General features: G+C 53.6%; 14 protein-coding genes. 6 read left to right on the top strand and 8 right to left on the bottom strand.

From position 1 onward, the window contains the following. Positions 1–326: 326 nt before the first annotated feature. The 3 genes from MK110_00950 (at position 327) to MK110_00940 (ending at position 5,261) form a co-directional block, all read left to right on the top strand. Positions 327–2,822 carry a PSD1 and planctomycete cytochrome C domain-containing protein gene (locus tag MK110_00950; GenBank protein ID MCH2209840.1) on the top strand — a complete coding sequence of 832 codons (2,496 nt, stop codon included), beginning with the start codon at positions 327–329 and terminating at the stop codon, positions 2,820–2,822. 176 nt (positions 2,823–2,998) lie between these two features. Beyond that, positions 2,999–4,438 carry a DUF1501 domain-containing protein gene (locus MK110_00945; protein ID MCH2209839.1) on the top strand — a complete coding sequence of 480 codons (1,440 nt, stop codon included), beginning with the start codon at positions 2,999–3,001 and terminating at the stop codon, positions 4,436–4,438. 469 nt (positions 4,439–4,907) lie between these two features. After that, the gene (locus MK110_00940) at positions 4,908–5,261 is read left to right on the top strand and encodes a hypothetical protein (GenBank protein ID MCH2209838.1); all 354 of its coding nucleotides are present in this window, start codon (positions 4,908–4,910) and stop codon (positions 5,259–5,261) included. Between the two features lie 48 nt (positions 5,262–5,309). Here MK110_00940 and MK110_00935 read toward each other — a convergent pair whose 3' ends face one another. The 4 genes from MK110_00935 to uvrB form a co-directional block, all read right to left on the bottom strand. Then, positions 5,310–5,522, bottom strand: a complete 213-nt coding sequence (locus MK110_00935) for a hypothetical protein (GenBank protein MCH2209837.1) — start codon at positions 5,520–5,522, stop codon at positions 5,310–5,312. A 278-nt stretch (positions 5,523–5,800) separates the two neighbouring features. Beyond that, positions 5,801–6,616 carry an aldolase/citrate lyase family protein gene (locus tag MK110_00930; GenBank protein MCH2209836.1) on the bottom strand — a complete coding sequence of 272 codons (816 nt, stop codon included), beginning with the start codon at positions 6,614–6,616 and terminating at the stop codon, positions 5,801–5,803. Between the two features lie 147 nt (positions 6,617–6,763). After that, entirely contained in the window at positions 6,764–8,791 is a 2,028-nt protein-coding gene (locus MK110_00925) for a hypothetical protein (protein MCH2209835.1), read from the bottom strand. Positions 8,792–9,474: 683 nt separating this feature from the next. After that, on the bottom strand, positions 9,475–11,541 hold the full coding sequence (gene uvrB, locus MK110_00920) for an excinuclease ABC subunit UvrB (GenBank protein MCH2209834.1): 2,067 nt from the start codon (positions 11,539–11,541) through the stop codon (positions 9,475–9,477). 191 nt (positions 11,542–11,732) lie between these two features. On the opposite strand from uvrB, the gene nadD reads away from it, so the two are divergent. The 3 genes from nadD (at position 11,733) to MK110_00905 (ending at position 14,622) form a co-directional block, all read left to right on the top strand. Continuing rightward, a complete protein-coding gene (nadD, locus tag MK110_00915) occupies positions 11,733–12,338 on the top strand; it encodes a nicotinate-nucleotide adenylyltransferase (protein ID MCH2209833.1) in 606 nt (201 codons plus the stop codon). 156 nt (positions 12,339–12,494) lie between these two features. Next, on the top strand, positions 12,495–13,502 hold the full coding sequence (locus tag MK110_00910; protein ID MCH2209832.1) for an aspartate-semialdehyde dehydrogenase: 1,008 nt from the start codon (positions 12,495–12,497) through the stop codon (positions 13,500–13,502). Further along, complete coding sequence (locus MK110_00905) at positions 13,495–14,622, top strand: metal ABC transporter substrate-binding protein (GenBank protein MCH2209831.1); 1,128 nt, start codon at positions 13,495–13,497, stop codon at positions 14,620–14,622. The genes MK110_00910 and MK110_00905 overlap by 8 nt, the downstream gene beginning before the upstream one ends. Positions 14,623–14,701: 79 nt before the next feature. Here the strand turns inward: MK110_00905 and MK110_00900 are convergent, their stop codons facing one another. From MK110_00900 to MK110_00885, 4 genes are all read right to left on the bottom strand, one after another. After that, positions 14,702–16,969 (bottom strand): UvrD-helicase domain-containing protein, encoded by a 2,268-nt coding sequence (locus MK110_00900; protein ID MCH2209830.1) that lies wholly within the window; start codon positions 16,967–16,969, stop codon positions 14,702–14,704. A gap of 141 nt (positions 16,970–17,110) precedes the next feature. Continuing rightward, complete coding sequence (gene aspS, locus MK110_00895) at positions 17,111–18,886, bottom strand: aspartate--tRNA ligase (protein MCH2209829.1); 1,776 nt, start codon at positions 18,884–18,886, stop codon at positions 17,111–17,113. A 369-nt stretch (positions 18,887–19,255) separates the two neighbouring features. Beyond that, on the bottom strand, positions 19,256–19,729 hold the full coding sequence (locus tag MK110_00890; GenBank protein MCH2209828.1) for a transcriptional repressor: 474 nt from the start codon (positions 19,727–19,729) through the stop codon (positions 19,256–19,258). A gap of 299 nt (positions 19,730–20,028) precedes the next feature. Next, on the bottom strand, positions 20,029–20,727 hold the full coding sequence (locus MK110_00885) for a sulfite exporter TauE/SafE family protein (protein ID MCH2209827.1): 699 nt from the start codon (positions 20,725–20,727) through the stop codon (positions 20,029–20,031). Positions 20,728–21,069: the final 342 nt, after the last annotated feature.

The raw sequence follows: 21,069 nt of genomic DNA, 5'->3' as shown, positions 1-21,069 counted from the left end.
GGGATCTTCTGTTTCGAAGGGGAAACATCTCTTCATCATTCAGTGACCGGCACGCACTTTAGCAGTCAGACAGCCCCAGCCAAGCCGAAGCAGATTCTGCCTGGGACAAGATTTGGGCATGAGGGAAAAAATAGTGATTCGATATATTCGGGCGCAGAGTAATTACGGTGAAATTACAAATTCTCCGGCCTCCAGGCTACGGTGGATCGCCATAACAACAAAGCACTAACAATTGGCATTGCATCCACAAACGCGATACACTGAAGTTCAGAAACAGGGCTCCCGAACGCTCACATATCGATTCAAAGCACCCGCCAGGCAGAATGATGCCGATTCATCACTCATTGCAGTTTCGTGTCTGCATCCTGTCTGTTTTGATTCTCAACGTCGTTTGCACGCACGCAGCCGATATCAGTTTCTCGCATGATATCCAGCCAATCCTGGCCAAACGCTGTTTTGCCTGTCACGGGCCGGCTGATCAAGAAGCCGGTCTGGCATTTCATGACCGAACTCTGGCGACGGCTAAAACTGAATCGGGAGATGTCGCCATCGTGCCCGGCAAACCTGAGTCCAGTGCACTCATTCACCGCGTGTCGTCACACGACGAATCAATTCGGATGCCACCCGAAGGCGCTGCATTGTCGTCCGGAGAAATCCGGATGCTGACAGAATGGATCGCCGGCGGTGCAGAATTTGCTCCTCATTGGGCTTTTACCAAGCCGCAACGCGCATCTCCTCCGGAAGTTGATTATCCGGATTTGGTACACAATCCCGTCGATCAGTTCGTGCAGGCGCGTTTGAATGCGATTGGCCTGATGCCCGCTCCATCAGCCGGCAGAGCGAAACTGATTCGTCGTCTGTATCTGGATCTCACGGGACTGCTGCCGCCGATGGAATCCGTCCTCGCATTTGAAAACAATGACACCGGATACTCCGAAATCGTCGACGAGTTACTGGAGTCTGAGCATTTCGGAGAACGATGGGGACGACACTGGCTGGACCTCGCCCGCTACGCTGACACATTTGGCTACGAACGAGATGACGTCCGCCCGAACGCATGGCGTTTTCGCGACTGGGTTGTCCGGTCTTTTAATCGTAACCAGCCTGTCGATCAATTTTTGACTGATCAACTCGCAGGAGACCTGTTTGAAGATCCTACTCCTGAGCAGTACGTGGCCACCGGGTTGCATCGTATGAATATCAAGAACAACGAATCCGGCATCAACAAAGAAGACTATCGCAATCGCGAAATGGTCGATCGCGTCAATACGACCAGCACGTCAATGCTCGGAATTACATTTGGCTGCAGTCAGTGCCATTCACACAAATACGATCCGTTTTCCCAGTCAGACTATTATTCACTGTATGCCTTCTTTAACAACATCCAGGCCAATGACGCCGAAATTGAGGGGACTCCGGCTGAACAGGAGCGATATGAACGAGCAAAGGCCGATCTGGATGCACAAAAAAAACAACTCGATGCTCGTAAACAGCTGCTTAGGGAAATGCTGGCATACGAGTCTTTCCTCACATGGCAAGAGGCTAACTCAAGCGAAACAGGTCCGGATTTCAGTCTGCTAAACGTCAGCCAGGCAGTCTCCGATGCACTGCGTCAACCGGAGAACAATGCGGAAGTGGTGGCAGCGTTCTGGATGTCGCTGCGGGAACGAGCGGACGATACCAAGAAAGAACTCAAACAGTTGGGGGTTCAGCGACGACATTTGCCGAAGCCTGGTATCATGACGCTCACGGAGGCGACCGAAAATCGACGGCCCACTCATGTTCTGGTTCGAGGTGACTTCAGGCAAAAGGGTGAGGAAGTCCCCGCCCGACCTCCGGAATTTTTGTCGCCATTCAGACCGCGTGGTCAATCGCCGGATCGGCTGGACCTGGCACAATGGATCACCGACAGACAGAATCCACTGACGGCCCGTGTTGCAGTGAACCATATCTGGGCGCATCTGTTCGGTCGCGGGATTGTGTCCTCGATGGACGATTTCGGCACTCAGGGTGAACCGCCTACCCATCCAAAACTGCTGGACTGGCTGGCCGTTGAATTCATGGAATCCGGCTGGAATCGAAAGCACATCATTCGCACGATTGTTCACTCAGCCACTTACCGGCAGTCGTCTCGTGTGGTCGCATCCAGGAATCCGAATCAGCAGCAGGCATTAGGAACAGACAATCCGCTGTTCGCACGTCAGTCGCGATTTCGAGTTGAATCAGAGATTGTACGTGACCTGTTTCTGGATGCCTGTGGCCTGCTTCATCGTGAAATCGGAGGTCCCACTGTCCACCCGAGGATGCCCGCCGCCGTCAGTGATCTGGCCTACAAGTATAAAACGCGATGGAAGCTTTCTGAGAAGCCACAACGGTATCGCCGCGGGATCTATATTCACTTCAAACGTACAAATCCGTATCCCACTCTGTTGATGTTCGATGGTCCTGAAAGCAACGTTTGTCAGGCAATGAGAACTCGTTCAAATACCCCCCTGCAGGCGCTCGCAACACTGAACGACCCTGTCTTCGTGGAATGTGCACAGGCCTTTGGGCGAACTTTGGCACAAATGCAGGCTGGTGATGAAAGCCGGCTGAATTTTCTCGCAAAATGCTGCCTGACCCGGACTCCTGAAACTCGCGAGATCGACGCACTGCTGCAATTGCTGCATTCGGAACGCATCTGGTTCCGCAACAACCCGGATGATGCAAAACAACTTGTCGCAGAATACTCTGCTGATCCGATTGAAGATTATGAAACGGCAGCATGGACGGTTGCAGCTCGAACTGTGCTGAACCTGGATGAATTTGTCACTCGGGAATGAAAAACCGGCGGCCAACCTGCAGGATCTGATGAGTGGACAGATCTCATCTGACGCAGGTACAGCGGCCGGTATGGTCACCACAATCAAATTCGATGAACCCGAGTCCCGCACTGCGTGGCATCGGCCCCCAACACACACTACCAAATCACCCTGCACCCGTGTCTTCCTCAAACACCATGTTTAACGAAACTGGCATCCATCGCGTTCGACGGGACTTCCTTACGACTTCTGCCAGCGGTCTTGGCGGAGTTGCTTTGTCTTCGTTGCTGAGTACAGACGCCCGAGGCAGTCGTAGTACCACCGCGCCTCTCAAAACACATTTTCCGGCCAGAGCCAAAGCCTGCATCTTCATTTATATGGCAGGCGGTCCAAGCCATGTGGATCTGTTCGATCCCAAACCACTCCTTAACAGTCGTAACGGAAAACGCATGCCGGACTCGCTGTTGAATGACGTGGAATTTGCATTCATCAAGAAAGACAAGGCTGTCCTGAGGGGATCCCCGGCTCGATTCCGACCGCGAGGAGAATGCGGTATTGAGTACTCTGACATGATCCCCGGTATCGGGGCGTGTGCTGACGAGATTGCCCTGATTCGTACCATGCACGGCGAGCAGTTCAACCATCATCCGGGACAGCTGCTGTTGAGTTGCGGAAAGGCCGAACTGGGGCGTCCGACAATTGGTTCCTGGCTGATGTACGGTCTGGGCAATGCATCTGAAAATCTTCCGGGCTACGTCGTTCTGACCGCAGGTCGAGGTGCCAGCGGCGGGTCTTCAAACTGGTCCAGCGGTTTTCTGCCGTCCGCATATCAGGGTGTTCAGTTTCGAGACACAGGTGATCCGGTCCTGTATCTGTCAAATCCTGCCGGTGTCAGCGAAACCAGCCAGCGAAGAACTCTGGATACACTCCGGCAACTCAATGGTTTTCGTCTGGAATCGAATCCGGACCCGGAGATCGCCAGTCGCATCGCGCAATACGAACTCGCGTTTCGAATGCAGGCTGCTGCACCTGAACTGACGGACCTGTCAGGTGAAACGCAGCCTACACTGGATGCGTATGGCGTTGGTCGTTCGACTCCGCGCCCCACTGCCGATATGCAAAGTGGCAATACATACGATCGCTTTTCACGGAACTGTCTGCTGGCTCGACGCATGGTCGAACGAGGAGTCCGTTTTGTAAATCTTGTTCACGCATCCTGGGACCAACACAGAAATCTCAAGCACGATCTGGCATGGAACTGCACGATGGCGGATCAACCCATTGCCGCGTTATTGAGAGACCTCAAAACACGAGGCATGCTGGACGATACGCTCGTGGTATGGGGCAGCGAATTTGGTCGTACACCGTTAGGCCAGGGTAATGATGGTCGAGACCATCATCCGCATACGTTCAGTATGTGGATGGCAGGAGGAGGTGCAAAGGGTGGAACCGTGCACGGCATCACTGACGAAATCGGCTGGGCTCCCGTTGAGAACCCTGTTCACGTCAACGACTTCCAGGCGACACTGCTGCACATGTTCGGTCTGAATCACGAACGACTCACGGTCAACCATCGCGGCCTCGACGTCCGTCTGACTAACCTCAGTGGCGAAGTCATCCACAACGTTTTGCATTGAATTGTTGTGTTTGTGATGCGTCAGCCATCCCGGTTCTGATGCGGTCGTCTCGTGCCATTGATCAGCCCGAATGATCTGATTATGTCCGCGACTTCCGGCTGATCAATTGTCAGGAATACGGGATGCCGTTTCCTCTCTGGACAGGCCCGGACAGCGGGGTACGCTGTGACTGCATATCGACCGACGTTCGAAGTGCTGACAGACGTGAGGGGAACTGAAGCTTGTTGATTCGATGTTGCTTCGTATTTCTGCTGACCGTACGTGTTTCACTGTCGCTGGTGCGGGCCGATCATGCAGATGACAGTCTACTGCATTTCGAGAAAAAGATTCGGCCTCTGCACATGGCCGGGGAACTCTCCGCCGTTTTCTTTCTGAAGCGGACAGGGTTACCGCCCGAACTCTCATCCTTGTCGCAGAGAACGACACGAGGCAGGCAGATCATGTCCGCATCAGTCGCGGGATCAGCACGGTGCTGAAGAAAGCCGGAAAAGATTCCCGTTTGCTCGTGTACCCGTCATACGGGAAAGACGGGCATCGATTGTTCTTTGAGGTTCGCCCGACTTACTGGAAAGATGTCGAAAATTTTCTCCGAACCTCTCTGGGTGCAGACTCGAAACAGCCTGATTTATCTGCAGTCGATGACGTATGGCAGGTTCAGAGCCATCGCAGTGGCCACAAAGTCTGCATCTGTCTAAACAGATACGATCAACAGGAGATGCAAGTGTTTATCGACGCGACACACACACTGATTGCTGAACGGCTCCGTGGAGGCCGTTCCGACGGGACAGCAAACCGCAAAAGACGACCGAACAAAGCTGCGTAGTGGACCACGAAAGCACGATCGAGTCGCTGCGAGATGTTAAACACGGCGTTAGCTGCGGAATTGCCATTGTTCCAAAGCTTCAAGCGCTGCATCACGTTCTTCCCGGCTGCCGAACAACGAATCGTCTGCTTCAATACTGACTTCGTATCGTCCCTCAGCCGTGCAATCTTCGCTGCCGCAGAAGTGAGGGACATCAGAGATCCACACGATTCTGCTGACTGGAACGTGCTTGTCATCAATCATCACGAATGCTTCCACCACACCATTTCCTTTCGCCTGAACTAAGAAACCCGGAAACCGTATAAACTGATAGTCTGTGGGCAAACGTTGATTTGCCAAACACGATCGTGATGCGGAGAAGTATTCTAACTGAAGGTCGCCGGACATTGTTGGTGTGTTCTGCCTGAAATGATTCCGTGGCAGAACATCATTCGGACGGTATCAAGATACCGATCGTGTCAAAGACAATCACATTCCCGTTCACATGGATCTGTGTGAATCAAAGCGGCACTGGATTCGCTGGAGCCATTGAGCACCGGTTACAATGGTCGTCCATCAGACGGATCGATGCTGGGTGCCAGCAGGCGATCCCGACCGGCAACTTCAAGCGCCTGATGCAGGCTGCGCAGGACCAGTCCGGTATCAGAACCAAGGCCCAGCATGCGAAACCCGTGTTCCACTCGAGACATCTGATCTGCAGTGCTCGTCGTCATCAGTCCACAATGTTTGCCGGATGCGGTGATGGTATCCTTGAGATCCAGAATCTGTTCAGCCACTCCCGGGCCTTCCCACTGTCCACGAAATCCGGCGGTCGCAGAGAAATCTGCCGGACCGAAAAAGAACACGTCAATTCCATCCAGTCTGCACATGTTTTCAACATGTGGAATCGCAGAAACGCTCTCAATCAACGGCACGACCAGCACGTGCTCATTCGCTTCAGCTGTGTGTTCTGAAAGGCACTGACCCCAGGCAGTCGCTCGTTCGCCACCAATCCCCCGCCGACCCTGCAGCGGGTACCGGCAGTCACTGATGGCCTGCTCAAGCTGATCAACCGTTTCGATCCAGGGAATGACGACTCCATCGGCTCCGATATCCAGGGCTCGTTTGGCAAGGGCCGTATTTCGTTCGGCCAGACGCACCAGCACGACCGTGTCGCTTCGAAGTCCTGCACGAATGTGTTCGTTGATGTCTCTCCAGTCAAGATGACCGTGCTCAGCGTCAATCACAACCCAGTCCAGGCCAATCGCAACAGCAATCTCTGTCAACGTGGCTGATTCCAGCGTCACCCAAAGCCCGTATACCGGATCATCACCGGCGAGTTTAGCTCGAAAACGTTTGAGTGCCTGTGTCTTCATGGTTTCACCTGGCGTTTAAATTGTGATTGCAGCGAGGCTGTTATTGCCGACGACTGCAGTGAGTGCGACTCGCTGATTCGGACAGAACAAACACCGTCACGGGTCATTGCCCCTTGGCCGGCAATGACATGCCGTTCAGGTTTTCATTCATTCATCATTTTTGAGCGTCGGTTCTGCAAACGCGGCCCGGAGCGCCTTACGCAGTGCGACCATTGGCTTTTCGCGTTCCTTCGGCGTCATATAGAAACGGTAACCATAGTCCAGCAGCTTAACGCCCAGTGTGTCTTCGAATCCACGACGCGCGAATTGACGGTTCAGCAAATACGGATCGTCCAGGGCGTTAATCAACGCTTCCTGAATGGTGGTGTCCTGGTGCCATTCGGATTTCGTGCGGAACAGAGCATCCGCAGCTACCAAACGAACCGCTTCGTTCTCGCTCTGTAACCAGCCTAATGCCGCCGCCTGTTCAGGATTGGCATACTGATTCTGCAGTCTGCTGTCGTCAAATTTTGAGCCAAACCATTTCTCTAAATAGTCAACTGTCCAGCTGATCGACTTGTCTGTGTGACACTGATTGCACGCATTTGAATTATTGCTGTGGATCATGTCAGCGTTCGTCGGCGAGAAAATCGTGTGTGTGCGAACAACGTCCTGCATGCCCTCGTTGATTCGGGGCATGTGGCAGTTCATGCAACGACTCCCCTCGCTGCCCGGCTGATGGTGGGAGTGCGCAGTTTGTGCTTCTTCCGACGCATATTGCTGATGGCAACGGACGCAGCTCCCATCGTCTTTTGTGGGTGTCGACGACCACTTCTGACCAATCGCCTGATGCGGATTATGGCAGTCGATGCACTTCAGCTGACTGTAGCAACTGCCCCGCATGGCGTCGGAGTATTCCGTCGAGTTCCAGGTAGACATGCCACCGGCAAACTGGGGACGGCTGCCGGAATGGCATCGGCCGCAGGCCCAGTTGAGGTTGTCGTGCGTACGCCCGAGGTCGGTCGGTTCGTGCACGGATCCGGAACGCAGGTGTGGACTGTGCGGGAAGAACGCGGGTAGAATTTTCGGGTCCTCAGCATGCTCGCGGCAGCCCAAATGGCACGATTCACAACTGATTCCCAGTGTGACCGCATGCTCAGATGCCGGGATAGCATCAAGGGAATTGAGTAGCCCAATCGCCTGAATGTCAGACAGTGATTTGTGTCGGGGCGGCAACCAGTGAGATCGTTCTTCCGCCAAATAATTCGCGACCTCCCACTGAATGTTGCCAGGTACCGCGCGGGCCAGCTGGTTTGCATTACTCGACAGCACATCACCCAGGGGGCTGGTGGTGTGACATCGATCACAGGCAGCAGCGTAGTGCGAGAAGTTGCTCTGGTAGCTTGTCTCATCGAAAGGGTCGATCCGTTGGCCGTCCGGCAATTCGTCAAGGATGTGAACCACCGGCACCCATTCCTGGGGCTCGATCCAGAAGCCTAACGGCAAAACGTGGTCGAGCTGTCCGGGATCGTGCGGCTGATCTTCAGGTTCAGGCCCGTCGATCTGCGTACCGATATAGTACTGGAAGAAACGTGAGCCAATTGTTTCATGAATGGCATAGGTACGTGTTTCTTCTCGTTCGAGCCGCATTCGATACTCGTCATTCTCCTCAAAAAACGTGACCTCCCCGCCCAGATAAGAAATGCTGCTGCCGGAGAAGTCACCAACAACGGTCGACTTATCGGCCATCGCGTTCATCCAGCGATGTGGGTGATGCGACCAGCTGTCGTAGTTCTTCTGGTGACACTCGCGGCACGCTTCCGGACCGATATAGTCCCCGGGGTGGATATTGCTGGACATGTTCCCCGGCTGGTCCGTGGCCTCCCTCAGACGAGCTGGAATGTCGTCCCACCAGACATTGATATGTGGTATAGTGTGCGGCGCAGCGGACGGTTGGGATTGATTGTGAAATACCAGTTTTCTCGACCCGGCACTGCTCGTGTGTTCGGGCCTGCCGGGTTTGCGTTTGGGCATGCTGCTGGTACGTTCCGGCGGCCCCGTATCGAACAGACCAACGATCACCAAAACAGCGAGTCCGGTCACCAGGATCAGGCCAATAATCGGCGACCACCGGCCATGACGCTGAGGTAATTCAAATTGATTATCCTGCGTCCTCTGGTGATTACCATCGGTCATATGTCTGTCCGGCATGTGGAAAGAACCAATTCTGAGCCAGTTACTATGGTCGTTTCACCGAATACGGAAAAGGGAAGTGGTCATGTCGGCACAGACAAAATAAAATTCGGGGAGCGGTTCAGCAATCAAATTGTTCGCGCGATCACTGGATTCACAGGAATCGGACATGCATTTGTCGCGATACTGACGAATTCCGGTTGTCGGAGTTTCTCTGTACGGTCCGCCGATTTACTGAGAACAGAACTGGTACTGACGAAAACGGTGGAACAGGGTCTATAAAAAGATTACGCGAATACTCCTCAGAGTATTTGGCAGATTGATATCGACAGCAGCCATCAGCTGTTCTTTTCTGTTTTCGTTGCGAATTTGGTTTCATCATCGGCGGATTTCCGGGAAAGACTCTGCACAGCAATCCTGTTGCATTCGGTGACCCGTCATGTGACGTTTCCACGAGGGCACTGCATCGTGACGGGATGCGAAGCGTCAGATTCAATTTCACCAGCACCCATGTTCCAGTGACGTGGATTGGTGAAGTTGGGAAGAGCCATTTGCACGATTCCCGCAGATCCGTCGTCTCACATCACACTCTGGTGGTACACTCACTGCCAGTTTGGAAAACACTGAGAGCTCGTCCGGCACTGACCGGTTGAAGAGTCCGATCGGTACCCGGAATCAATCGATGTTTACCGTGAGCGACGCTTTTTGCCTCGGCGGTTTCCTTTTCTGGCAAAGCCCGGTGAGGACGATTCTTCCGGCAGCGGCTGACCCGTTTTTCCTTTCAATTCGTGAATTCGATCTCGCAGCCTGGCCGCTCGTTCAAAATCCAGCTGTTCCGCAGCGGTCAACATTTCAGTTTCCAGCTCGCGAATGAATTCCTCTGTGACAAACTGCTCTTCCGTTGATATGCCGGCTGATTCTCGTTCCACTTTCCTTGCTGCGATTTCGTCTTCAATGCCCCGGCGGATGGCTTTTTGAATTGTCTCCGGTGTGATGCCGTGTGCTTCGTTGTATGCCTCCTGGATGACGCGACGTCGATTTGTTTCGTCGATTGCGCGCTGCATGCTGTCCGTAACTCTGTCTGCGTACAGAATCACTTCCGCATTCACGTTTCTGGCTGACCGGCCAATCGTTTGAATCAGGCTGGTTTCGCTTCGGAGAAATCCTTCCTTATCGGCGTCGAGAATCGCGACCAGTGAAACCTCCGGCAAATCGAGCCCTTCGCGCAGAAGATTGACACCCACGACTGCTTCGTACCTGCCTTCCCGCAGTCCTCTCAGGACTTCCACACGTTCCAGGGCACCCAATTCAGAGTGCAGCCAGGCACAACGAATCCGTTGTTCCGTCATGTAACCAGCCAGATCCTCGGCAAGCCGTTTCGTGAGTGTCGTTACCAGCACGCGTTCACCGGATTCCGATCGCGTGCGAATAGCGTCCAGCAAATGAGGCACCTGTCCACGCGCCGGTTCGACTCGAATGACAGGATCGACCAACCCGGTGGGGCGAATGACCTGTTCAACAACTTCACCGTCTGTTTGTTCAAGTTCCCAGTCGGCCGGGGTGGCTGATACCAGGACAAGGTCATTTCGACGGGCGTCCCATTCATCAAACTGCAGCGGTCGGTTGTCTTTGGCCATGGGGATCCGGAACCCATGTTCCACCAGAGTCGTTTTGCGGGCATTGTCACCGGCATGCATCGCCCGAATCTGAGGAATCGTTGAATGTGATTCGTCCACAAACATCAGAAAGTCATCGGGGAAGAAGTCATACAGCGTATACGGTGGTTCGCCGGGTTTGCGACCTGCCAGGGCCCGGCTGTAATTTTCGATCCCAGGACAAAAACCTGTTTCTTTCATGAGTTCCATATCATAACGCGTGCGAGCCGCCAGACGCTGAGCCTCCAGCAGCCGGCCTTCCCGGCGGAACTGTTCCAGCGACTCGTTGAGTTCCTTCTCAATCTCCTCCAGGGCGGAGTCGATGCGTTCGCGAGGCAGGACAAAGTGTTTGGCCGGGTAGATGTACAGGTCCCTGAGTGACTGCGATTCCCGTCCGCTGACCGGGTCGATCATGCTCAGTTTCTCAACTTCATCACCCCATAACTCAATCCGGCAGGCAAACTCTTCATACGCCGGCCACACTTCAATCACGTCACCGCGGACTCGAAATTTTGCCCGTCCGGGATCATAGTCGTTGCGGTCGTACTGGATATCGATGAGTTTCAACAGCAAAGCGTCACGGTCAACCTGCTGGCCCACATGCAGTGGAATCATCATATTCAGATAATCTTTAGGTGAGCCCAGCCCGTAAATGCAGCTTACGGTTGACACCACAATCACGTCTTTGCGGCTGACCAGTGCACTCGTGGCCAGCAACCTTAAACGGTCAATTTCTTCGTTGATTGAAGCGTCTTTTTCGATGTAGATGTCGCGCTGCGGGATGTAGGCTTCCGGCTGATAATAGTCGTAGTAGCTGACGAAATAAGTAACCGCATTGTTCGGAAAGAATTCACGAAATTCCGAGTACAGTTGCGCGGCCAGAGTCTTGTTGTGAGACAGGACCAGCGTAGGCTTCTGCAACTGCTGGATGACATTCGCCATTGTGAACGTTTTACCGGAACCGGTTACACCCAGCAGCACCTGGGTTTTTCGGCCGTTCCGAATTCCGCGCACCAGGCTTTCGATGGCTTTTGGCTGGTCGCCGGCCGGAGCAAATTCACTGGACAGTTCGAAACGTTGGTCGTCGGCCTCAGGCATTTGGGATAAAATTCCAGGAATGGTGAAAGTACCTCATTGCGACTAACGTAGCTCCAGCAAAAGCGAACAATGCCCGCATCAGTCAACGTCATGGATGCCGCGGGCTTATCCTACATTGGGTTGTGTTCCGGCTGAAGGCCGCCGGGATGGTCACAGTTCACCCTGAGCCTGACAGCATATCGGACAATTTTATGAAAATTGGGATCTTCGGCGGAACATTTGATCCGATTCATTACGGTCACCTGATGCTGGCAGAAACCTGCCGACAGGAACTGGCGCTCGACGAAGTCCGCTTCGTACCGGCAGGAAATCCGCCTCACAAAACTACCGGGATCTCCGACGGTCACGCAAGAGCTGACATGGTGAAACTGGCCGTTTCCGGTTACCCCGAGTTCACAGTGGATCGACGAGAAATTCGACGGTCAGGGCCGTCATTCACGTTTGATACGCTTGAAGAAATCGGGCAGGAAGTGCAAAACTCGAAACTGTTCTTTCTGATGGGTGCAGATTCACTCAAAGATTTTCCAACATGGCATAAACCCGACAGAATTCTGCAGTTGTCCATGGTATTGGCCGTCAATCGCCCTGGGCACACGCTGCCGGAACCCGACGGGATCCAGAGACTGACCGGAGAGCTGGATACGTCACGAATCCGCCTGCTTTCGATGCCGGGAACGGACATCTCAGGAACAGATCTGCGAAATCGTGTACGAGACGGACGAGGACTGCGATTTCTTACGCCTCGGTCTGTCGAGGTCTTTCTCACAGAGCATAAACTGTATGACGAATCGCAGTGAATGCTGCGGAATCGCAAATTGCGGATTCTGCAGTTTGCCAACAGCCGCTATTTTGGACGTGTACAGGAAAAATTATGTCAGCTGTGTGGCCGCACAATTCACTGCTGACACCGCCACGGAACGCGGCTCACCCCAACAAATGAATGAGGAATCAACGTGTTCGACACTGTTGCAGTTATTGGAGCCACCGGAGCAGTCGGCAGCATCATCCTGGAGTTGCTGGAACAACGATCATTTCCGGCAAAGAAATATCGATTGCTGGCATCCGCTCGAAGTGCAGGCCGTAAGATCCGTATTGCCGGGCAGGAGATCATTATCGAACAACTGACTCACGACAGTTTTGCCGATGTTGATCTGGTCATTGCGAGTACGCCCGATGAGACAGCTGCGGAATTCCTGCCGTCCGCTGTTGAGGCCGGCGCGAAAGTCATTGATGAATCCGGATACTGGCGAATGGATCCGGAAGTCGCACTGGTCGTGCCGGAAATCAATCCACAGGCAGCACTTGACGCCCGGGGAATCATCGCCAGTCCTAACTGTTCCACGACTCAAATGGTCCTGGCAATGAAACCGCTGTATGACGCAACCGGAATTGATCGGGTAATCGTCAGTACCTACCAGGCCACCAGTGGTGCAGGACTCCAGGGAACAACAGATCTGACCGAAGGAACCCAGGCGGCACTGGACGGCAAAGACTATGAGTACCAGGTGTTTTCACACCCGATTGCCTTCAACGCGATTCCCCAGATTGGGAGCGAAAAGGAAGCAGGCTACACCAGTGAAGAACTAAAAATGGTATATGAAACCCGTAAGATTTTTGGGGATGAGTCACTGCAGGTCTGCCCCACCTGTGTGCGGGTTCCTGTCATGAACTGTCACAGTGAAAGCATCCTTGTCGAAACCAAACGCCCGGTGAGTGTTGATGAAGCAAGGAAACTGTTTGCCGCAACTCCTGGAGTGACGGTCATCGATGACGTCTCCAGCGGTCAGTATCCTCTCCCTTCAGCCTGCAGCGGCAGTGACGATGTGTTTGTAGGTCGAATCCGGCGGGACTTGTCCCATCCAAATGGTTTGGCGTTCTGGTGTGTGTCGGACAATCTCAGAAAGGGAGCCGCAACGAATGCCGTACAGATCGCAGAACTTTTGGCGCAACATCGTGCGTAGGCAGGTGCAACTGTACGCGGATTTCACCACATCGGCCGTACGGCGGGCGGAGGAATCCGGATTATCCCGGAATCCCTGTGGTTTCGTACGGAAAGACTTTCGAAACCCCATCGCGACCACACTCTCCGGCTGGCAACCTTTCGCGAATCCGGTCACCCTCCTGTTCGTCATAACTTGGTTGTTTCTCGGATGTGATCAGACAGTCGAACATCAGGAAGACACTGTTTCCCGGAGGGTTAAGATTGCCGTGACCAGTTATCCTCTGCTGGCCATGGCAGAGGAAATGGCGGGTGACGCGGCGGATGTTGAACTTGTGGTCAGTCGCAGCACCACGTCACCGGACTGGAAACCGGATTCCGATGCTGTACGCAGGATGCAGCAGGCAACCAGAATTCTCATCAGCGGAGCCGACTATGAACCGTGGCTGCAGCGAGTGACTGTTCCTCGATCTCGGCTGATCGATACATCTCAGGGTTTTTACGATCAATTTGTGCGGATTCCCGATGCCGTGATTCATCAACACGGTCCGGACGGAGATCATTCTCACCCGGGTGTGGTGTGGGCCACCTGGCTCGACCCACAACTGGCAACATCACAGTTGTACCAGACCAGCGACGTACTGCTGAGCGTCCTTCCGGACTCCCAAGCAAACATTCGTAAGGTCGCCGACAGACTCGCTGAAGATTTTCGACGACTGGATGATCGACTGGAGGAATTGGCAACTGTGACTTCGGATACTGCTGTCACCGTTGTTGGTGATGCGCCGGTTTATCAGTATTTGACGAAACGACTGGGCTGGAATTTGAAATACATTCATCTTCCGTCGACAGGGCTTTTGTCAGACGAAGATCATGCGTCAATTCAAACAGCGATTGCTGAGTACGAGCCAACAGTCGTATTTTTGCGATCCACACTTGCGACACTGCGCGATGACCTGAACGGACAAAGCCTGGTGCCGGTTGTGCTTGTCGATCTGTGCGAACATGCAGATGGTCAGCAGACACTGATTCAGCGAATGAATCAGAATCTGACTGCAATCATCAGGGCTGTTTCCCTGCAGGACGGACAAAATTCTGTTCGGAATTGTGTCGAATGGGGGTCCCGCCCCGAAGGTGCCTGATGTGGGGCGTCGGTTTCCTTCCGGGGCGTCCAGCCTGACCGTCATTCGACATTACAACACGGCATCCAATGGTTCAGTCTCAGCCAATCGGCTGCAGCGGGCATCTGCCGGTGACAAATGTTTGCTGGAGATCACTGGATTCAAAATGGACTGTCACAGTCGATCGACTGGTCCCGCCGGTGGCACTGACAATTGTACCGCGTCCGTATTGCGGGTGCCGTACTTTGGCACCAACACGAAACAGTGATGTTGCGTCGGTTGCCCCCCCTGAACTCTCGCGTTGTTTGAGCAGTTCAGACCCGGACATGATTGCGGAAATCCCGGAAGAATTGTACGAATTTTCGTAGCGCTGCCGGGCCTGCTGCAATCGTTCATCCAATTCTGTTGCGGTCAATGGACGTGCTTCCGGAATCTCCTGGTCAAATTCCAGCGGCATTTCCTGAGTGAACAGGCTCGAGATTGTTGCTCGCCGCTGTCCTCGAAAGGTCCGTTCGAGCGTTTGAGTCAGGTGGAGTTCCTTTTGAGCCCGGGTCACCGCCACAAATAACAGCCGACGTTCTTCTTCGTAGCTGGCAGGATCACCGTCGTTGATCGCCCGTTCATGAGGAATCAGACCACTCTCAAGCCCCATAAGGTACACCACCGGAAATTCCAGTCCTTTGGCGGCGTGCATCGTCATGAGTGTGACGGCGCCGCGAGACTGATCCACATTGTCGACCTCGCTGGTAAGACTAGCCAGTTCCAGGAAACCCTGCAGCGACGGGCCACCCGCATCCTCCTCTTCCGTCAGTTGCTCATATTGTCGGGCGGCACTGATGAGTTCATGAATGTTGGCAGCGCGGTCCTGATCAATCTCGTTGTCGTGATCTCGCCAGAGCGACTGATAGTCAGTTTCTGCCAGCAACTGCTCGATGAGCGAGGATACGGATTTCTGAGCGGACTGTTCGTGCAGTCGCTCGATCAGATCTGAAAAAGCCCTGAGAGGTTTTTGAGTACGACCAGTGAGCATTGGAACTTCGTCGCAGCGACAGGCGGCTTCAAACATGCTGATCGAATGTTTTGCGGCGAAATTGCGCAACTTCAGCAGTGTTCTGTCTCCAATTCCCCGGGCCGGGCGATTGATAACGCGTATCAAGGCTGTTTCGTCGGCTGGATTTTCGATGACTCTCAGGTAACCGATCAGGTCCCGAATTTCCGCCCGCTCATAAAATGAGAATCCAGCGGCGACCTGAAACGGAATCCCATGTCGGGAAAACGCCGTTTCAACGGGTCGAGACAATGCGTTGACACGATAGAAGACAGCGAAGTCTGCATAGGTATGACCATGTTCTCGAACAGCTTCCGCGATTTCTGTCGCAATCGCGTCAGATTCGGCTTCGCTATTGGCAAACTGACGCAATTTGACCGGTTGTCCCTGTGCGTTGGGAGTGGTTAGTTTTCGTGGATGTCGGCGGTTGTTGTACGAAATCAATTGATCGGCGCAGTCGACAATGGACGCCGTGCTTCTGAAGTTCTCGTCCAGTTGTACGATCTTGACACCATCAAAATCACGTTCAAAGTGAGCTATATTGTCCGGCCGGGCACCTCGCCAGCCGTAGATCGACTGGTCGGGATCACCCGTTGCACAGAGATTGGGAAAGAGTTGGGACAGACCTGTAAGAATCCGGTACTGAGCCTGGTTGGTGTCCTGGTACTCATCAACAAGGACAAAGCGAAACCGGCTGTCGAGATACTCGCGACGCTCCGGCGTACTTGCCAGGATGTCGACGACATGCAGCAACAGCGTGTCGAAGTCGACCGCGTTCTGACTCAGCAGCTGCTGTTCGTATTGCGGAAACACGTCGCTGACAACGGCATCCAGCGGGTCACCGACACGCTCTTCGAAACGACGTCGGAAGGTTTCTGCCGTTACAAGATCGTTGCGGGCACGACTGATGCGATTCAGAATTTTTCTCGGTTCAAAATGAACAGTGTCATAGCCAGCGTCTTTCATAAGGCGTCGGACGAGTTGAACCTGGTCCTTACTGTCGAGAATACTGAAATTGGCCCTGAGTCCAGCTTCTTCGGGCCATGTACGCAACATGCGGGAACAGAACCGATGAAAGGTGCTGACCAGAACCCGGTGGCCGTGCACCAAAGCGTCAACCCGTGAAGCCATTTCCCGAGCCGCTTTGTTGGTGAAGGTCAAAGCAAGAATTGAGTCGGCCGGCACACCGCGTTCGATCAATCGGGCGATACGATGTGTGATAACACGTGTCTTGCCGGAACCTGGGCCGGCAAGAACCAGCAGTGGTCCCTCAAAATGGTTTACGGCCGCCTGCTGAGCCGTCGTCAGGGGTTCGGACATTGATTGCGTCCTGCCGATGAACAGCCGACTAATCCTTTAACACCGAACTGGAAGACACGGCCATTGCCGGACGGTGAATCCCGTGAGTGTCTTCCAGTTCGGTGTTAAAAGTGCAAACTCGATTGTCGGCTTCACAAACTGCTAATCTTCGATTTCTTCAACAGTAATTTTTAGATCACGCAACTGGTGATCGTCTACTGTTGCCGGGGCTCCCGACAGCAGGTCCGATGCTCGCTGGGTTTTCGGGAAAGCAATGACATCGCGGATATTGTCGTCCCCTGTCAGAATCATCACCCAGCGGTCCAGTCCCAGAGCAATTCCTGCATGAGGCGGTGCTCCATACCGCAATGCCTCCAGAAGGAATCCGAATCTCGATTCCGCTTCGTCCGGAGAGATGTTCAGCAGGTCAAAGATCTGTTGCTGTACCTTCGCGTCATGGATACGAACACTGCCGCTGGCAGCTTCGTTGCCGTTGACGACAAGGTCGTAGGAGTCAGCCCGAACTTTGCCGGGGTCTGAACTGAAATACTCAAGATCCTCGCTGTTGGGCTGACAGAACGGATGGTGTTCAGCGTCGTATCGATTTGCCTCTTCGTTCCACGTTACCATAGGAAAGTCGACGACCCACAGTGCGTTGAACTCGTCCGGATCGTAAAGTTCCAGTTCACGACCCAGGCGGTTTCGTAACGCGGACAGCGCCGCTGAAGTTACAGCCGGTTGGTCTGCCACGAACAGCAACAGGTCACCATCTTCACCATTCATAAGCCGAATGATTTCCTGCTGCTGCTCCGGTTCGAAGAACTTGGCAATCGTTGATTCCAGTTTGCCGTCAGCCACCTTCATATAAGCCAGTCCCCTGGCGCCATGCTCACCCACAAAATCTTTGAGCTCTTTGTCCAGCAGTCGGCGGCTGTATTTATCGGCGGCACCCTTTGCGTTGATACCACGAACGCGGCCACCACCTTCAATGACGGACTTGAACACACCGAAACTGCTCGCGGCAGCTGCCTCGCCCACATCGATCAGTTCCATACCAAAACGCAGATCCGGTTTATCAGAGCCGTATCGTTCCATGACATCGGCATACGTAAAACGCGGCAGCGGAGTTGGCAGGTCGATGTCTTTGACCTGTTTAACGACAGTGGAAACGAGACCGTCGATGAGCGACAGAATGTCGTCACGATCGACAAAGGACATTTCGACATCGATTTGGGTAAACTCAGGCTGACGATCGGCTCGCAGGTCTTCGTCTCGAAAACAGCGGGCAATCTGATAGTAACGGTCAAAACCGGAAACCATCAGAATCTGCTTATAGATTTGTGGTGACTGCGGCAGTGCATAGAAGCTCCCTTGATGGACACGGCTGGGAACAAGATAGTCTCGAGCACCTTCCGGAGTACTGCGACCCAGCATCGGAGTTTCAACTTCAAGAAAGTCAAGGTTGTTGAAGTACTCACGTACCGCCTGACTCATTTTGTGTCGAACAATGATGTTCTTTTGAAGTGATTCCCGACGCAGATCGACAAATCGATGCTTCAGTCGCATTTCTTCATTGGGGAGTTCAATTCCGTCGAGCTCAAAGGGTGGAGTTTTGCTGCTGCTGAACACGGTGAGTTCGTGCGCGCGAACTTCGATTTCTCCGGTAGAGAGTTTCGGATTAATCAAATCGTCTCCGCGATAGCGAACTTCACCGCGAATCCGGATGACGTCCTCACGGCGCAGCTTCCGGGCGATGGAATCGATCTGACTGTCTTCTTCAGTATTAAAAACGACCTGAGTCTTTCCGTAGCGGTCACGAAGGTCGACAAAAACAAGGTTTTCACCGTGATCCCGATAACTATGGACCCACCCACAGAGAGTGGTGGACTGGTCGACATGATCACGACGAAGCTCGCCGCAGGTGTGAGTTCTGTACACGGTTGACGTCCGAAAATATGTCCGATTCGAGCAGATCAGATTCAGTGAATCAGGGCTGTTTAGCGAGCCCCGACAATAGGGCAGTTCGCAATTATAGAGCCGTGCAGGTGCTCACAATAGTCACCGGCGCGATCAAGTGAGTTGACACTTCCGGCGGAATTGCGAATAAGTCGCCCATTGGGAACATATGACGGAATCCAGGAAAGACACCGCCATGAATCAACCGTTTGAGCCTGCTTCCAGCAATGTCACTGTCACCGAAATCGGTCGCAGCCTGAATCCTCCTGGTGTCAACAAAATGCCATTCGATACGAACCGGAGACCACCCGTGCTGACGCCGGGTCCCTGATCGCCCACTTTTCTACCGTATCAGTCCTGTTTGCAGTCGTTACAACAACCGCGAAGAAGTATCTCGTTGACTTCACCAACTTCCTCGCTGGCTCGCTGACTTCCCACCGTCAGTCGCACGCTGTCGAGGCATGTCACCACACCACATGTCACACACAAAAAATGTGGATGAGGATCATGACCGTGCTCGTCACTTCTCACTTCCTCGAACCGATAAACGTGATCACCTAATTCAGCACGACGCAGCAAACCGGCATCCGCCAGGTCGTTGAGGTTTCGAAACGCAGTGGCCTTGTCAACACCGCTCTCACTAAGTCGAGAAGCAACTTCCGCATGTGTCATGGGAGCACTCATGTCCCGAATCAGGATGAGCGTTGCCACTCGAGCCGGTGTGGCGCGAAGGCCGACTGACCGGATCGTTTCTTTGACTTCAGCTGTATCAGATTTCGGCTTCATCAGCTCCGACAGAGTGAAAGTTGAGACATTGATGGACACAGCGACACTCCATTATTCTGGCCTCCGGGCCTCCTGTCCACGTGGCTAATCTTTGTCTATCGTAAACGCATGGTCGCTTCAAGTGCAGTGGAGCGGAAACTCCGGATCGTTCCATGGACACAAATGATACCGTCCTGTCGGCCTGACCGACTTCAGAAACGTAACGAGTGGCGGGGAAACACCGTACTTGTGAGTTTTTTTTCCCGCTGAGCAGTTTGCCCCCTCCGTAACGGCGACCCTCCTGACACATTCCTTTGAACTTCAGGGAAATCTCTCACTCGGAAGCTGCCACACAGCCTCTAGCTAACCAGCTGCCACGTGTAAAATATTCCGACAGAGAGAATCAATCCGGCGCGAATCGGCTGCCATGGTAATCGGGAGAGCCAAGACTCCGATTCCAACAGACGACCCCCAAAGACCTGAATCAGTATACCGACGAGTGTCAAAGAAGAAGCAATCCCAGCTGCAAACAGACCTATCACACCGTACGCAGCAACAGGAGAACCGGACGAAATGCTCGTGAAGTAAGCGGCCATGGCAGAGGGGCATGGTAAAAGACCAAACGCAACCCCCAGTAGCGCACTCATCGAATAACTCGTTTTCGCGGTGGCTTTGACGGCGAAAGTATCGCCACCACATTCGTGTGGGGCGGATCTGCACCCGCATCGAGCGGGCCGGGTCCTCCATGCTGCCGCCGCCATCCACAGACCAACAGTCGTGACCAATGCGGCACTGATCCACTGCATGCTGCGAGTCACCAACTGGTCATGATGGCCATGGTCACCGGTGATGAGATGATGCGTCAAATGAACGGAAGCAGCGATTCCAATTAATGAAACACTGTGAGCAACTGCGCTGGATAATCCCATCACCAGCGGATGCAGCAAACTTCGTCTTTCACCAGACAGATAGACCAGCATCGCGGTCTTGCCATGTCCTGGTTCAAGTGCATGCAGTGCGCCGAGGCCAAGAGTCAGCTGATGAGTATGCTCATGCATATTCAAAAGACCGGTTTTGATAAAACAGCACCATCCACTGCAGGACTGAACCCAGACTCCATTCTGCCCTGAGAATACTCCGGGCCTCTGGTATTTACAATGGCATGGACTTTCCGACAGCCGGTGCCCAGACAGGCTGTGAAGATTTCGGAACCAGAAAAACAGAACGCCCTCGACCACAGCAGAATCTGCGATCGAGGGCAGGGCACATGAGGAAAAAACAAGTCAGGCGAAATTTTTTCCAGAAACACCGGAAACGTTAGTAACAATGACGCAGCTCAAAGATTGCAGAAGTTGCCATCGGTTCTGATCCGGAATTGTCCCCGCAAGCAGACCTGGCCG

It is taken from the genome of Fuerstiella sp. (genome assembly GCA_022447225.1).
Classification (GTDB): domain Bacteria; phylum Planctomycetota; class Planctomycetia; order Planctomycetales; family Planctomycetaceae; genus S139-18.
Note: the sequence above shows the minus strand (reverse complement) of the source record. Positions and strands in the feature narration are given on the sequence as shown.